General features: G+C 55.5%; 16 protein-coding genes. 13 read left to right on the forward strand and 3 right to left on the reverse strand.

Annotation, left to right across the window (positions count from 1 at the left end):
• Positions 1–235: 235 nt before the first annotated feature.
• Positions 236–796, forward strand: a complete 561-nt coding sequence (nudE, locus tag BJP35_RS01085) for an ADP compounds hydrolase NudE (protein WP_014171956.1) — start codon at positions 236–238, stop codon at positions 794–796.
• Between the two features lie 72 nt (positions 797–868).
• Here nudE and mrcA read toward each other — a convergent pair whose 3' ends face one another.
• Positions 869–3,421, reverse strand: a complete 2,553-nt coding sequence (mrcA, locus tag BJP35_RS01090; RefSeq protein WP_020884575.1) for a peptidoglycan glycosyltransferase/peptidoglycan DD-transpeptidase MrcA — start codon at positions 3,419–3,421, stop codon at positions 869–871.
• 119 nt (positions 3,422–3,540) lie between these two features.
• Between mrcA and BJP35_RS01095 the strand changes: the two genes are divergently transcribed.
• The 12 genes from BJP35_RS01095 to trpS all read left to right on the forward strand — a co-directional run bounded on the left by BJP35_RS01095 (position 3,541) and on the right by trpS (position 13,542).
• Positions 3,541–4,317, forward strand: coding sequence for a DNA utilization protein HofM (locus BJP35_RS01095; protein ID WP_086462861.1), 777 nt, complete (start codon positions 3,541–3,543; stop codon positions 4,315–4,317).
• Positions 4,314–4,808 (forward strand): PilN domain-containing protein, encoded by a 495-nt coding sequence (locus BJP35_RS01100; protein WP_086462862.1) that lies wholly within the window; start codon positions 4,314–4,316, stop codon positions 4,806–4,808. The genes BJP35_RS01095 and BJP35_RS01100 overlap by 4 nt, the downstream gene beginning before the upstream one ends.
• A gap of 3 nt (positions 4,809–4,811) precedes the next feature.
• Positions 4,812–5,273: a hypothetical protein gene (locus BJP35_RS01105; protein WP_044866195.1), complete on the forward strand. Its 462-nt coding sequence runs from the start codon at positions 4,812–4,814 to the stop codon at positions 5,271–5,273.
• The gene (locus tag BJP35_RS01110; RefSeq protein ID WP_072049757.1) at positions 5,263–5,667 is read left to right on the forward strand and encodes a HofP DNA utilization family protein; all 405 of its coding nucleotides are present in this window, start codon (positions 5,263–5,265) and stop codon (positions 5,665–5,667) included. Before BJP35_RS01105 ends, BJP35_RS01110 begins: the two co-directional genes overlap by 11 nt.
• Positions 5,579–6,817, forward strand: a complete 1,239-nt coding sequence (gene hofQ / locus BJP35_RS01115) for a DNA uptake porin HofQ (protein WP_086462863.1) — start codon at positions 5,579–5,581, stop codon at positions 6,815–6,817. Before BJP35_RS01110 ends, hofQ begins: the two co-directional genes overlap by 89 nt.
• A 286-nt stretch (positions 6,818–7,103) precedes the next feature.
• Positions 7,104–7,625, forward strand: coding sequence for a shikimate kinase AroK (aroK, locus tag BJP35_RS01125; protein WP_003861630.1), 522 nt, complete (start codon positions 7,104–7,106; stop codon positions 7,623–7,625).
• Between the two features lie 57 nt (positions 7,626–7,682).
• Positions 7,683–8,771: a 3-dehydroquinate synthase gene (gene aroB, locus BJP35_RS01130; protein ID WP_086462864.1), complete on the forward strand. Its 1,089-nt coding sequence runs from the start codon at positions 7,683–7,685 to the stop codon at positions 8,769–8,771.
• Positions 8,772–8,863: 92 nt separating this feature from the next.
• Positions 8,864–10,192 carry a cell division protein DamX gene (gene damX / locus BJP35_RS01135; RefSeq protein ID WP_047366225.1) on the forward strand — a complete coding sequence of 443 codons (1,329 nt, stop codon included), beginning with the start codon at positions 8,864–8,866 and terminating at the stop codon, positions 10,190–10,192.
• Positions 10,193–10,259: 67 nt separating this feature from the next.
• Positions 10,260–11,072: an adenine-specific DNA-methyltransferase gene (dam, locus tag BJP35_RS01140; RefSeq protein WP_014171946.1), complete on the forward strand. Its 813-nt coding sequence runs from the start codon at positions 10,260–10,262 to the stop codon at positions 11,070–11,072.
• A 41-nt stretch (positions 11,073–11,113) separates the two neighbouring features.
• Positions 11,114–11,791, forward strand: coding sequence for a ribulose-phosphate 3-epimerase (rpe, locus tag BJP35_RS01145; protein WP_014885523.1), 678 nt, complete (start codon positions 11,114–11,116; stop codon positions 11,789–11,791).
• Positions 11,784–12,545, forward strand: a complete 762-nt coding sequence (gene gph / locus BJP35_RS01150; RefSeq protein WP_020884582.1) for a phosphoglycolate phosphatase — start codon at positions 11,784–11,786, stop codon at positions 12,543–12,545. The genes rpe and gph overlap by 8 nt, the downstream gene beginning before the upstream one ends.
• Positions 12,538–13,542 carry a tryptophan--tRNA ligase gene (gene trpS, locus BJP35_RS01155; protein ID WP_014171943.1) on the forward strand — a complete coding sequence of 335 codons (1,005 nt, stop codon included), beginning with the start codon at positions 12,538–12,540 and terminating at the stop codon, positions 13,540–13,542. Before gph ends, trpS begins: the two co-directional genes overlap by 8 nt.
• Positions 13,543–13,642: 100 nt before the next feature.
• Here trpS and BJP35_RS01160 read toward each other — a convergent pair whose 3' ends face one another.
• Positions 13,643–13,813: a YhfL family protein gene (locus BJP35_RS01160; RefSeq protein WP_047742567.1), complete on the reverse strand. Its 171-nt coding sequence runs from the start codon at positions 13,811–13,813 to the stop codon at positions 13,643–13,645.
• 145 nt (positions 13,814–13,958) lie between these two features.
• Positions 13,959–15,332, reverse strand: coding sequence for a siroheme synthase CysG (gene cysG, locus BJP35_RS01165; protein ID WP_020884584.1), 1,374 nt, complete (start codon positions 15,330–15,332; stop codon positions 13,959–13,961).
• Positions 15,333–15,456 lie beyond the last annotated feature (124 nt).

Genomic DNA, 15,456 nt, shown 5'->3' on the forward strand with positions numbered 1-15,456 from the left:
GAGTCGAACTTGAGCATTCTGAAGCGCATCCCAGTGACCGATGATGATAGCAAAGCCTGTTATGGCGCGATATCAGCAAATTCCTGGAAACATTTCAACCTCTTGACATTTGTTTTGAATTGAGGATTGATTCCTGTTACGTTGCATAAATGTAAATACAGAACAATTGACATTGCCGAAACCGTGCGGCGTATCGCACAATAAAGCCAGTTCCCACTGCTAAGACCCCATCACGATGAGCAAACCACTACAAAAACCCACCATTCTGAATGTTGAAACAGTCGCAAAATCGCGCCTGTTTAATGTCGAAAGTGTGGATCTGGAGTTCAGCAACGGTGTGCGTCGCGTTTACGAACGTATGCGCCCTTCTTCGCGCGAAGCGGTGATGATTGTTCCTGTCGTCGACGACCATCTGATCTTAATCCGCGAGTATGCCGTGGGAACCGAATCTTACGAACTTGGGTTCTCGAAAGGGCTCATCGATCCTGGTGAAACGGTCTTTGAGGCGGCCAATCGCGAGTTGAAAGAAGAGGTCGGTTTTGGCGCGAACGAACTGACGTTCCTGAAAAAACTGAGCATGGCACCCTCCTATTTTTCCAGCAAAATGAACATTGTGGTTGCTGAGGATCTCTATCCAGAATCGCTGGAAGGGGACGAGCCGGAGCCACTGCCACAGGTTCGCTGGCCGCTGGCCCATATGATGGACCTGCTCGAAGACCCTGACTTTAACGAGGCCCGCAACGTGAGCGCGCTGTTCCTGGTACGCGAATGGCTGAAGGGGCAGGGGCGGTTATAACAGCCTGATGTCTACAACGTGTGAGAGAACAAAAAAAACGGCAACCTGAGGTTGCCGTTTTTACGTTGCCCGTTAGAACAACTCGTGCGTTTCGCCGTTATCAATGATTTCTGTACCCACCTCATGCACCGCCTGTGTGGTTGGCTGCGTGCCCTCGATGAAATACTCTGCACGGCTATTGCCGCCATTGGCGAGCTGCCCGGTGCTGCGGTCGATATTGACGGTAACCACGCCCGGTGGTGGCGTCAGCGGTTGCTCCGGAACGCCTTCCAGCACGGATTTCATATAGGCATCCCAGGCCGGTTGCGCACTCTTCGCGCCGCCTTCGTAGCCAGAAATCTGATCTTTAATCGCGCCTGAAGCCGTGGTGCGGCCTAAATCACGGCGATGATCGTCAAAACCGATCCAGACTGACGTCACCACGCCCGGGCCGTAACCGGAGAACCACGCATCTTTCGAGCTGTTTGTTGTCCCCGTTTTACCGCCGATATCATGGCGCTGTAAATCACGTCCTGCCCGCCAGCCGGTCCCTTGCCAGCCAGGTTCGCCGAAGATGTTGGTGTTCAGCGCGCTCTTTATCAGGAACGACAGCGGCGTGTTGATGACATGCGGTGCATACTCCTGCGCCCCGCTCTGCGCTACCAGCGACTGGTTAGCCTGTTCCAGCTGCGGCTGCGGCAACACAGGGTTCGTCTGCTCCTGAGACACGGCAACGTCTTCCATGTCTTTGTTTTCAATCACCTCAGATTTTGGTGTATTGCCGTAAATGACCGGAATATCGCAGTCAGGGCAGGCAATTTTCGGCTTCGCTTCAAACAGCACGCCACCCTGGTCGTTCTCGATTTTACTGATGAAGTACGGGTCAATCAGGAAGCCGCCGTTAGCCATCACCGAGTACCCCCGCGCCACCTGAAGCGGCGTAAAGGACGCAGACCCTAACGCCAGCGATTCGGTGCGCACGATGTTCTGAGCCGGGAAACCGAAGCGTTGCAGATATTCCGCGGCATAGTCGACACCCATCGCACGCATTGCGCGCACCATCACCACGTTTTTCGACTGCCCAAGACCCTGACGAAGACGAATAGGGCCTGAATATTCCGCCGGTGAGTTCTTCGGCTGCCAGTCAGAACCGGCACCAGCATCCCAGCGGGAGATAGGCACGTCGTTCAGGATACTGGCGAGAGTCAGTCCCTTATCCATGGCTGCGGTGTAGAGGAACGGCTTGATGTTAGAGCCAACCTGACGCAACGCCTGGGTGGCGCGGTTAAATTTGCTCTGGTTAAAATCGAACCCACCGACCAGGGCCAGCACGGCACCGTTCTGCGGATTGATGGACACCAGGGCCGAGTTAACGTCTGGCACCTGCGCCAGCCACCAGCTGTCGCCCACCTTGCGTACCCAGATTTGCTGTCCGGTCTGGACGACATCCGTCACTTTACGCGGCGTCGGGCCTTGCAGGGTGTCTGAGCGGTACGGGCGAGCCCAACGGATCCCGTCCATACGCAGGGAGACAGACGTTCCATCCGCCAGCGTTGCCACCGCTTCCTGCGGATCGGCCTGAGTCACCACGGCGGGAAGGAGCGGGCCATAGGTGGGCAGCGCTTTCAGCGTACTGGTGATTTTTTTGCTGTCCCAGGCGCTTTCGCCGACTTTCCACAGCACATTCGACGGGCCGCGATAACCGTGGCGCATGTCGTAATCCATCACGTTGTTACGCACCGCTTCCTGAGCCGCCTGCTGAACGTTGCGGGTCACGGTGGTGTAAACGCGGTAGCCATCTTCGTAGGCTTTATCGCCGTAGCGGCTCACCATCTCCTGACGCACCATTTCGGTGAGATAAGGGGCAGAGAAGGCAATCTCCGGCGCATGGTAGTTGGCATCGATGACATCGTTGCGCGCCTGTTCGTACTCGCTCTGGCTGATATAGCCTTCGCTCAGCATACGTGACAGGACGACGTTACGACGCGCCGTAGCGCGTTCAAGCGAGTAGAGCGGGTTGAAGGTCGATGGCGCTTTAGGCAGACCGGCAATGGTCGCCATTTCGCTTAACGTCAGCTGCTCGACAGGTTTACCAAAGTACACCTGCGCGGCCGCACCAACACCGTAGGCGCGGTAGCCGAGGTAGATTTTATTGAGGTACAGCTCAAGGATCTCGTCTTTGCTCAACAACTGCTCAATACGGATCGCAAGGAACACCTCTTTGATCTTACGGGTCAGGGTCTTTTCTGGGCTAAGGAAGAAGTTACGCGCCAGCTGCTGTGTAATGGTACTTGCCCCCTGAGAGGCATGACCGGAGAACAGCGCAATACTTGCAGCACGGAAAATCCCCACCGGATCGACACCGTGGTGCTCGTAAAAACGGCTGTCCTCGGTAGCGATAAAGGCTTTGACCATCACGGGCGGAATTTGATTTAAGGTCAGCGGGATACGACGCTTTTCGCCGTACTGCGCCATTAACTCGCCATCGGCGCTGTAGACCTGCATCGGGATCTGGAGTCGCACATCGCGAAGCGTAGCGACATCAGGCAGCTGCGGCTCAATATATTTGTACAAACCATAAATCGAGCCTGCTCCCAGCAGAATGCAACAGACTGCAAGGATTAATAAATACTTTACGAACTTCACCGGAGATTTCCCATTTGGTTTCACTTGGGCAGTTTCTAAACAATCGCGCGGTAGTATAAAGGCAAGCCTGATTCATTGATATAGCCGTCACCTGACGGGCGATAAGGAGATCGTGAAGCATGGCTTTCAAAACATGGCAAACAGGCGTTCATATTCAACAGGATAGGGTGCAGATAGTGGCGCTGGCCCGGGAGCGGTCGGGCTGGCGTTTGTGCCGCTGGTGGGCGATCACTCTGGCCGAAGGGATTATCCGGGATGGCAAAATTTGCCAGCCTGAACAACTGGTTGACGCCCTGCGCGACTGGCGGAAAACGTTGCCACACTCCCATCGGGTGTTTCTCTCATTTCCGGCGGCACGCACGCTGCAACGATCGCTTCCCCGTCCGGGCGTGGCGCTGCGCGACAGCGAACAGCTCTCCTGGCTGGGGGCGACGCTCGCGCGTGAACTGGAGATGGCTGCTGACACGCTCTGTTTTGATTATGCGCAGGATACGTTCAGCAATACATTCCATGTCACCGCTGCACAAAACAACGAGATTCACCCCCTGCTGACGCTGGCAAAAATGTTGCGTTTACGGCTCGTGACGATCACCCCGGATGCCAGTGCGCTGGCGAACCTTCTCCCTTCGGTAGCGCCGGCGCAGTGTGTCGCCTGGCGGGATGGGCATCAGTGGCTGTGGGCGATGCGCCATCAGTGGGGACGGCGTTTTACCACGGAAGCGGAAAACGTGGCCGATCTCGCGGCACTGCTGGCCCTCACGCCGCAGGACATTGCCCTCTTTGATAGCCAGCGAGACCCCTGGGACGCGCTGATTCGTTGCCATGCTCCTCTGCCGGCATGCGGCGCTGATTATACCGTCGCGCTGGCGCTGGCCATGAGTGAGGTGCCGGAATGAGCATGACGAACTTTCTGCCGTGGCGGCGGCAGCGGCGCGTGCGCTGCCTGCGATTCTGGGGCGTACTGTTTGTCGCTACGTGGCTGCTGATACTGATGGGGGTTTTCAGCCTGCGGATGAACCCTCTCGTGATGTCGCGTGCGCTGCATATTCAACTGGCGGGCATGCAGTCCGTGCAGCAGGTGCTGGTGTCTCGTACAAGGTCAGGCACGGAGACGCCAATGCCCGTGCCAGCGCCTCAACGACGCGCCTGGCAGCCGGTGCTGGAGTCCTTTGCCGGGATGATGCCATCCCAGGTCTGGCTGACCGAACTGCGCTATCAGCCCCCTTCACTGATGTTAACCGGATATGCCGCAACACTCCCCGCGCTCTCTGCTCTGCGGGATGGGCTCGGAAAAATGGTGGGGTTTACCCCGGGGCCGACGGGGGAATTACAGCAGGACGACCAGGGGCGCTGGATGTTCACCTTTCATCTGCGAAGCGAGGGCTAATGCGTGGAAACCTTGTTCGAACGCTGGTGCGAAAGCAGCCCCCGATGTCGGGTGCTGTGCTGGTGTCTGAGCATTCTCTTTCTGGGGAGTACGACGTGGGGCATGGTGCTTCGACCGGTAACAAAGCAGGTGGCTGAACTTCAGCGGCAGGTCAGCGAGGCCGCACAGGCTAATGTCTCGCTATGGCCCGCCGCCAGTCAGGTGCCGCGGCGTCACGCACCCCGTGAAGCCACGGTAATGACGCCTTTTTCGCCACTCGAGTTTCAGGGGGCGGGCACAAGACTGGTTCACTGGAAGCCGTTGCAAAACGGAGGGGAACTGACGCTGGATGCCGAATGGCAGGCCATCCCGACAGTTTTCACCCGGCTGGCGCAGTGGGATGTTCAGGTTGCCGCCTTTGCTCTCTCTGCACAGGGTTCGGCATTACGCCTGCGGGTGGAGCTGGAGGAGCCGCATGCAAAATAGCGCGCGTTGCCTGCTGGTGTGTTGCGCCCTGTTAGTGACCGGGATGCGGGATCCTTTTCGCCCGCCGGATGACCCTTGTGCGGTAGGGCAACTGGCGCAGTGGCATTACCACGGGATGGTGGGCGGCACTCAGGACACCGGCATTTTACAGGATGGGCAAAAGCGCTGGCATCGCCTGACACCGCAACAGCGCCTCCCGGTGGGCTGGCGGGTAACGGCCCTCAATGAAAGGGAACTGGTCGTCGATGTGGGGGATGCATGTGAACCCAGACAATGGACATGGCAACGAGAAGGAACGAAAAAGAATGAACATAAGGATAACGCTGTGGCTGCTGGCGTTCAGTCATCCGCTGTGGGCCGCCGCGCCAAAGCCGGTCACGCTGGTGGTGGATGAGGTACCGGTGGTGCAGGTGCTACAGGCGCTGGTCGCACAGGAGAACCGTAATCTGGTGGTATCGCCAGATGTCAGCGGCACGCTGTCGCTCAATCTGACACGCGTCCCCTGGCGACAGGCGCTACAGACGGTCGTCACCAGCGCCGGGCTTGTTCTGCATGAAGAAGGGGGCATTTTTTATGTTCACACCGCAGCCTGGCAGCGTCAACAGCTGGAACGCAAAGAGCAGGAGCGGACACGCCGACAGCTTGATGCGCCGCTGGTCTCGCACAGCATACCTTTTTCTTACGCTGACGCCGGGGAGCTGCAAAAAGCGGCGGAAAAATTGCTCAGCCCAAAGGGGAGTTTGTCTGTCGACAAGCGCACGAACCGTCTGCTGATACGGGATAACCAGGCGGTGCTTGATACGCTGCAGCACTGGGCGACACAGATGGATATCCCTGTCGAGCAGGTGGAACTGGCGGCGCATATCGTGACCATCAATGAAAAAAGCCTGCGTGAGCTGGGGGTGAAGTGGAATCTCGCCGACGCAACGGAGGCGGGCAAGGTCGGGCAACTCACAACGCTTGGCAGCGATCTGTCCGTGGCAAACGCCACCACCCATGTGGGTTTTAATATCGGGCGGATTAACGGCAGGCTGCTGGATCTGGAGTTGTCGGCGCTGGAGCAAAAGCAGCAGGTCGATATCATCGCCAGCCCACGACTGCTGGCCTCGCATATGCAACCGGCCAGTATTAAGCAGGGCAGTGAGATCCCATATCAGGTCTCCAGCGGTGACAGCGGGGCGACCTCCGTGGAATTCAAAGAGGCGGTGTTAGGCATGGAGGTGACGCCGGTGGTGCTGCCCGGCGGTCGCGTACGCCTGAAGCTGCACATCAGTGAAAATATGCCAGGACAGGTGCTGCAGCAGGCCGATGGTGAAACGCTCGCCATCGATAAACAAGAAATTGAAACCCAGGTGGAAGTAAAAAGTGGAGAAACGCTGGCGCTGGGCGGAATTTTTTCGCAAAAGAATAAAACCGGAAGCGATCGCGTGCCTGGGCTGGGCAGCATCCCGTGGCTTGGACAGCTTTTTCGCCATGACGGAAAGGACAATGAACGACGGGAGTTAGTGGTGTTTATTACACCACGACTGGTCGGTATTCGCTGAAGAGTCACGATCCTCCCAATGATTTTGCATTCAGATTGTTGCAGATGTTTGACGTGGGGCATGAATTAGCATACAAGGAGTACCGATTTGAGTTGGACTTACGTCTTATTGCCTTATGCGTCTGGTGCGGTGATTTAATCAGTTGCCAAACAAGCCGGAGTATTGAGATAATTTTTAGTCTGACTCTCGCTCTATTGCATATGAGGTTTCAGTTCATGTCCTGCTACGCCGGGTGTCTGCGAAGCGGGGATTACCATTAACGAATAGTCTTAGTAGTACCGATAAAATGGCAGAGAAACGCAATATCTTTCTGGTTGGGCCTATGGGTGCCGGCAAAAGCACTATTGGGCGTCAGTTAGCTCAACAACTCAATATGGAATTTTACGATTCTGATCAAGAGATTGAGAAACGAACCGGAGCTGATGTGGGCTGGGTTTTCGACGTAGAAGGCGAAGAAGGTTTCCGTGACCGAGAAGAAAAAGTGATCAACGAACTCACGGAAAAGCAGGGCATTGTTCTGGCAACAGGCGGTGGCTCTGTCAAATCTCGCGAAACCCGCAACCGTCTCTCCGCCCGTGGCGTAGTGGTCTATCTCGAGACGACCATCGAAAAACAGCTGGCACGTACGCAGCGCGATAAAAAGCGCCCGCTGCTGCAGGTTGAAACGCCACCACGCGAAGTTCTGGAAGCGTTGGCCGATGAACGCAATCCGCTGTACGAAGAGATTGCTGATGTGACCATTCGTACTGACGATCAGAGCGCTAAAGTGGTTGCAAACCAGATTATTCATATGCTGGAAAGCAACTGATTCTGGCTTTATATACAATCGCCTGCGGGTAAAAGCATTAAAGGTGGATGTCGCGTCATGGAGAGGATTACAGTTACTCTCGGGGAACGTAGTTACCCAATCACCATCGCGGCTGGTTTGTTTAACGACCCAGCTTCCTTTTTACCACTGAAAGCGGGTGATCAGGCGATGCTGGTCACCAATGAGACGCTGGCTCCGCGTTATCTCGACCGCGTTCGCCACCTGCTTGAACAGGCGGGCGTTAAAGTCGACAGTGTGATTCTGCCCGATGGCGAGCAGTATAAAAGCCTGGCGGTACTGGATACCGTCTTTACCGCATTGCTGCAAAAACCGCATGGTCGCGATACAACACTGCTTGCCCTGGGCGGCGGTGTTGTGGGCGATCTGACGGGCTTTGCGGCTGCAAGTTATCAACGTGGTGTGCGTTTTATTCAAATCCCTACCACGTTACTGTCTCAGGTCGACTCTTCTGTCGGCGGCAAAACGGCCGTTAACCATCCGCTCGGTAAAAATATGATTGGCGCGTTCTACCAGCCGGCATCGGTGGTGGTGGATCTCGACTGTCTGAAAACCCTACCGAAACGCGAGCTGGCTTCTGGCCTGGCTGAAGTGATCAAATACGGCATTATTCTGGATGGCGAGTTCTTTGACTGGCTGGAAGAGAATATGGATGCGTTGCTGCGCCTGGATGAGGCGAAACTGGCTTACTGCATTCGTCGTTGTTGTGAGCTGAAAGCGGAAGTTGTCGCTGCAGACGAGCGTGAAACGGGCTTACGTGCTTTACTGAATCTTGGGCATACGTTTGGTCACGCGATTGAAGCCGAAATGGGTTACGGTAACTGGCTTCACGGTGAAGCAGTCGCTGCCGGAATGGTAATGGCTGCCCGCACTTCTGAACGTCTGGGGCAGTTTAAACCGGAAGAGACGGCACGCATCATCACGCTGCTTGAGTGTGCGGGCTTGCCGGTAACCGGGCCGAAAGAGATGTCGGCACAAGCGTATTTACCCCACATGATGCGCGATAAAAAAGTATTGGCAGGTGAGATGCGTCTTGTACTCCCGCTTGCAATAGGGAAGAGTGAAGTACGCGGCGGAGTGCCGCATGATGTGGTTCTTGGCGCTATTGCTGACTGTCAGCAGGCGTAACAACTAGAAAGGTCAGGCCACTGTTACAGGTGGTCGTTTAGCTTCAGGCGAAATGCAAAGTCGTTGGCATAAGCCTTTGAGTGGGGTGTTAAATGGATGAATTCAAACCAGAAGACGAGCTGAAACCCGATCCCAGCGATCGTCGTACTGGTCGTTCTCGTCAATCTTCAGAACGTGATAACGAGCCGCAGATCAACTTTGACGATGTTGATCTGGATGCAGACGATCGTCGCCCTTCGCGTAGCCGCAACGCGCGTGATGAGCGAGAAGAAGAAGAGGGTTATGAGTCCGAAGAAGATTCAATGGACGAAGAGCCTGTAGAGCGTCGCCCACGTAAACGTAAAAAAGCCGCTGCGCAGAAACCCGCCTCCCGCCAGTACATCATGATGGGACTCGGCGTTCTGGTGCTCGTGCTGCTGATTGTCGGTATTGGTTCTGCGCTAAAAGCGCCTTCGACCCCTTCCGGTGAGCAAGCGGCATCCACTGAGAAGAGCATCAGCCTCTCTGGTAACGATGCGACCGATCAGGCGAATGGTGCACAGCCAGCGCCGGGTACCACCTCCGCCGAGCAGACTGCCGGAAATACAACACAGCCGCAGGATGTTTCTCTGCCGCCAGTTTCTTCTACCCCCGCACAGGGTCAGGCACCTGCCACGCCGGAAGGCCAGCAGCGTGTAGAAGTTCAGGGCGACCTGAACAATGCCCTGACGCAGCCGCAAAATCAGGCGCAGGTGGACAATGCCGTGGTTAACTCTACGCTGCCAACTGAACCTGCGACCGTTGCGCCGATCCGCGGTGGTAACGCTCAGCCGCAAACGGCTGCAACCGAAACCAAACCGCGCCAGACGCAACCTGCGACCCGTCCTGAACGTAAGCAGGCTGTGATTGAACCTAAGCGTGAAACCAAACCTCAGGCAGTCGTCAAAGCGCCTGAAGTGAAAGCGCCGGCTCAGACAAAACGTACTGAAACGGCCACGGTGAGCGAACCGGCAAAAGCACCGGTTACGCAGACTGCACCGAAAGCAACGGCGACCACCACGGCACCGGCTGCCACTTCGGCACCAACTGCAACTGCACCTACTGCAACTGCACCTGCAGCGACGGCAACAACCAGCGCCGCAGCAGGCAAGACTGCAGGTAACGTCGGTTCGCTGAAGTCAGCCCCGTCCAGCAATTACACGCTGCAGCTGAGCAGTTCGTCTAACTATGACAACCTCAACGGTTGGGCGAAGAAAACAAATCTGAAAAACTATGTGGTTTATCAGACGACCCGTAATGGTCAGCCGTGGTACGTGCTGGTAAGTGGCGTTTATGCTTCAAAAGATGAAGCAAAACGTGCTGTCGCAACGCTGCCCGCCGACGTTCAGGCGAAAAACCCATGGGCTAAGCCAATTCATCAGGTTCAGGCTGATCTGAAGTAATGTTTAAAGCGCAGGATGCTGTCGGAGCTTTCTCCACAGCCGGAGAAGGTGTAATCAGTTAGTCAGCATGAAAAAAAATCGCGCTTTTCTGAAATGGGCAGGGGGGAAATACCCCCTGCTCGATGATATTAAAAAGCACCTGCCGAAAGGCGAGTGTCTTATCGAGCCCTTTGTGGGCGCTGGATCGGTATTCCTGAATACCGATTTTTCTCGTTATATCCTGGCGGATATCAACAGCGACCTCATTAGCCTCTACAACATCGTCAAACTGCGGACCGACGAGTACGTGGAAGAGGCTCGGAAGCTGTTTACACCCGAGCACAATAATCCGGACGTTTACTACCAGTTCCGCACTGAGTTTAATCAGAGTCAGGATCCGTTCCGCCGGGCGCTGTTGTTCCTCTATCTCAATCGACACGGCTACAACGGCCTGTGTCGGTATAATCTTCGTGGTGAGTTTAACGTGCCGTTTGGCCGTTATAAGCGTCCGTATTTCCCACAGGATGAGTTGTATCACTTTGCTAAAAAAGCGCAGAATGCCGAATTCCACTGCCTCTCCTATGAAGAGTGCATGGAGCTGGCAGGCGTAAACTCGGTGGTCTATTGCGACCCGCCTTACGCACCGCTGTCTGCGACGGCAAATTTCACCGCTTATCACACCAACAGCTTCAGTCCGGCCGAGCAGGCCCGTCTGGCGGAGATGGCGGAAAAGCTGGTCAGCAAAAGAATTCCGGTGTTAATTTCGAATCACGATACCCCTGATACGCGCGAATGGTACAAAGCCGCGAAGCATTTTCAGGTCAAAGTGCGGCGTAGCATAAGCAGCAACGGCGGCACACGTAAAAAGGTGGACGAACTCCTGGCTCTTTATCGCCCCTGAGCCGTTTTGCCCGCCGGTAAACACATTTCAAGGAGATGCGGATGAAACAGTTTTTGATTGCTCCCTCAATTCTGTCGGCCGATTTTGCCCGCCTGGGTGAAGACACTGCAAAAGCACTCGCGGCGGGCGCGGATGTCGTCCATTTCGACGTTATGGATAACCACTACGTTCCTAATCTGACCATTGGCCCGATGGTGCTTAAAGCGCTGCGTAACTATGGCATTACCGCGCCGATTGACGTTCATCTGATGGTGAAGCCTGTTGACCGTATCGTGCCTGATTTTGCCGCTGCGGGAGCCAGTATCATCACCTTCCACCCTGAAGCGTCTGAACATGTGGATCGCACGCTGCAGCTCATCAAAGAGAATGGCTGTAAAGCGGGTCTGGTTTTCAACCCGGCTACGCCGCTGAGCTATCTCGACCATGTAATGGATAAGCTGGATGTCATTTTGCTGATGTCCGTTAACCCGGGCTTTGGTGGTCAGTCGTTTATCCCTCATACGCTGGATAAACTGCGTGAAGTGCGCCGTCGTATTGATGAGTCAGGTTACGACATTCGTCTGGAAGTCGACGGTGGCGTAAAAGTGAATAACATTGGTGAAATTGCGGCAGCGGGCGCGGATATGTTCGTTGCAGGTTCAGCGATTTTCGACCAACCGGATTACAAAAAAGTCATTGATGAAATGCGCCGTGAACTGGCGAAGGTAAGTCATGGATAAATTGCAGGCAACCCGGGGTATCGCATTTGACCTCGACGGCACGCTGGTCGACAGCGCGCCGGGCTTAACCAGCGCCGTAGACCAGGCGCTGTATGCTCTTGAATTGCCCGTTGCGGGCGAAGAGCGTGTCATCACGTGGATTGGCAATGGCGCCGATGTCCTGATGGAGCGCGCGTTGACATGGGCCCGCCAGGAGCGTGTGTCCCAGCGTTCCGCACAGGGTAAACCGAGCGTGGATCATGCGGATATCCCGCAGGAAGAACAGCTGCGTATCCTGCGTAAATTGTTCAATCGTTTCTATGAAGAGACGGTCGAAGAGGGCAGCTTCCTGTTCCCGGATGTCGCAGAAACGCTGAGTGCGCTTCATGCCAACGGCATTCCGCTGGGGCTGGTGACAAACAAACCGACACCTTTTGTCGCCCCTCTGCTGGAAGCGCTGGACATCGCAAAGTATTTTTCCGTCATTGTTGGCGGTGATGATGTGCAGAACAAAAAGCCGCATCCGGAACCGTTACTGCTGGTGGCCGGAAAATTATCCTTAACGCCCGCGGAGCTGCTCTTTGTCGGTGATTCCCGCAATGATATTCTGGCTGCCAGAGCGGCGGGTTGTCCTTCAGTGGGATTAACCTATGGCTACAACTATGGTGAGGCCATCACGCTGAGTGAGCCGGACGTCGTGTTCGACCACTTCAAAGATTTGTTGCCCGCACTCGGGCTTTCGCACAGTGATAATCAGGAATTGAATAATGACTAAGCCCATCGTTTTTAGTGGCGCACAGCCGTCAGGTGAATTGACCATTGGTAACTACATGGGTGCGTTACGTCAGTGGGTCAGCATGCAGGATGATTACCATTGCATTTACTGCATTGTGGATCTGCATGCTATCACTGCACGTCAGGATCCTGAGAAGCTGCGTAAAGCCACACTGGACACCCTGGCGCTGTATCTGGCCTGCGGAATTGATCCTGAGAAGAGCACCATTTTCGTTCAGTCTCACGTTCCAGAGCATGCGCAGCTGGGCTGGGCGCTGAACTGCTACACCTACTTCGGCGAACTGAGCCGCATGACGCAGTTCAAGGATAAATCCGCGCGCTACTCAGAAAACATCAACGCCGGTCTGTTTGATTACCCGGTACTGATGGCAGCAGACATTCTGCTGTACCAGACCAACCAGGTGCCGGTTGGCGAAGATCAGAAACAGCATCTGGAACTGAGCCGCGATATCGCCCAGCGCTTTAACGCGCTGTACGGCGACGTGTTCAAAGTGCCTGAGCCGTTCATTCCGAAATCCGGCGCACGCGTGATGTCGCTGCTGGAGCCAACCAAGAAGATGTCCAAGTCTGACGATAACCGCAACAACGTTATCGGCCTGCTGGAAGACCCGAAATCGGTGGTTAAAAAGCTCAAGCGTGCGGTGACCGACTCCGATGAGCCACCTGTTGTGCGTTACGACGTGCAGAACAAAGCGGGCGTCTCCAACCTGCTGGATATCCTCTCCGGTGTGACGGGTCAGAGCATTCCTGAGCTGGAACAACACTTCGAAGGCAAGATGTATGGTCACCTGAAAGGGGAAGTGGCGGATGCTGTTTCCGGCATGCTGACCGAGCTGCAGGAGCGTTATCACCGCTACCGTAACGACGAAGCTTTCCTGCAGAAAGTGATGAAAGAGGGCGCGGAAAAAGCCAGTGCCCGCGCGTCTGAAACCCTTAAAGCGGTGTACCAGGCGATTGGGTTTGTGGGTAAACCGTAACCCTGTTTTGTCGGGTAAGCATGAGCGCTCCCCGACAAAAAACGCGCTGAGCCAGACAAAAAACCGGGACATTCCCGGTTTTTTTACGCCTGAAAAACGCTTACTGCTGTGCGGCCGGGCCGCAGCCATCGATGATCTTCGAAATGGAAATTGCCGGGTGCAGCAGGTAATCATAGCTGCAGTTATTTTTGGTATTTTGAACGTGACCGGTGCAGGCGGTCAGAGTCGATAATATGCCTACCAGAACGGCGGCTTTTGCCAGTTTAAACATACGCATTCCTTGTCTGAAAAAACGAAAATTGGATCTAACGTGAGGGAATAAATGGAAAAATTCCATTTCGCGGGCGGTATGTTATCGGGAGCGGTAAGAGGGGAGTAGTCCGCATAAGGACTACTCCGGGAAGGGGGAATATGCGTTAGTGATTCGAGAACCAGTTCAGTTTATCGCGCAGCTCCACCACGCGTCCGACAATAATCAGCGCCGGGCTTTCAACCTGCTGTGCCAGCTCACCTAACTGTGTCAGCACGCCGTTCACCACGCGCTGCTTAATGGACGTGCCGTTTTCCACCAGCGCGACGGACATATCCTCTTCCATGCCGTGCTCAAGCAGTTTGGCCTGAATGGTCGCGGCCTGGTTTAACCCCATATAGAACACCAGCGTCTGTTTTTCGGCGGCCAGGTTATGCCAGTCCAGCTCACTGCCGGTTTTCAGGTGCCCCGTCACCAGGCGTACGCTCTGGGCATAGTCACGGTGGGTTAGCGGAATGCCCGAGTAAGCTGAGCAGCCGGAAGCTGCCGTGATGCCCGGCACCACGGAAAACGGAATGCCCGCGTTGCACAACGTTTCCAGCTCTTCACCGCCGCGACCAAAGATAAACGGATCGCCACCCTTGAGGCGCACCACGCGTTTTCCTTTTTGCGCTTCGCGCAGCAGGATCTGGTTAATCTCCTCCTGCGGTACACAGTGGTACCCGGCACGTTTACCGACAAATACGCGATCAGCATCGCGGCGGACCAGGTTCATTATCTCATCGGAGACCAGACGGTCATAAACCACAATATCCGCCTGCTGGATCTGCTGCAGCCCTTTCAGCGTCAGCAAACCGGCATCGCCCGGGCCGGCACCCACCAGCACCACTTCACCGCGATGATCCAGCGGCTCGCAGAGCAACTGCGCCGTCGTCTCTTCCACCGCTTTATGATCCTGATTCGCCAGCGACTGGGCCAGCCTGTCATTCACAAAGAATTTTTCCCAGAAGCGACGGCGTTCACCCACGGTCGCGAAGGTTTGCTTAACCCGTGAACGCAGCTGCCCGGCATAGTGGGCAATCTGGCCAAGATGCTGCGGCAGGATGGCTTCCAGTTTTTCCCGCAGCAGGCGGGCCAGAACGGGAGAGCGGCCGCCGGACGATACCGCAATCATCAGCGGCGAACGGTCAATGATCGACGGCATGATAAAGCTGGCCTCCTTCGGGGCATCCACCACGTTACAGAAGATGCGGCGCGCTTCACAGGCGTCGCTGACGCGTTGATTCACTTCATCGTCATCCGTGGCGGCAATGGTCAGCCAGCAGGTATCAAGCAAGGATTCATTAAACCCCCCCTGCACCAGCGTGAGCATCCCTTCTTTTTCCCAGGCCTCAAACTGCGGGGCAAAAGCCAGGGCGTTAACGGTGAGTCGGGCTCCTGCTTCTAACAGCAAGCGCGCTTTGCGTTCAGCCACATCGCCGCCGCCTACAAGCAGACAGTCGCGATGGCGTAATTGACAGAAAATCGGCAGGTGGTCCACGACATTACCTCACAGCATTCAAGGAGGGGGTAAGAAATTGAGGTCAGGATAACAGCAGGAATCGTACAGAACATACGGTTTTTCCTGCCGTTACCCATAAGGGGTCATAAGCTTTTCATATTGA

Source organism: Enterobacter sp. J49, assembly GCF_002148625.1.
In the GTDB taxonomy this organism is placed as follows: domain Bacteria; phylum Pseudomonadota; class Gammaproteobacteria; order Enterobacterales; family Enterobacteriaceae; genus Enterobacter; species Enterobacter ludwigii.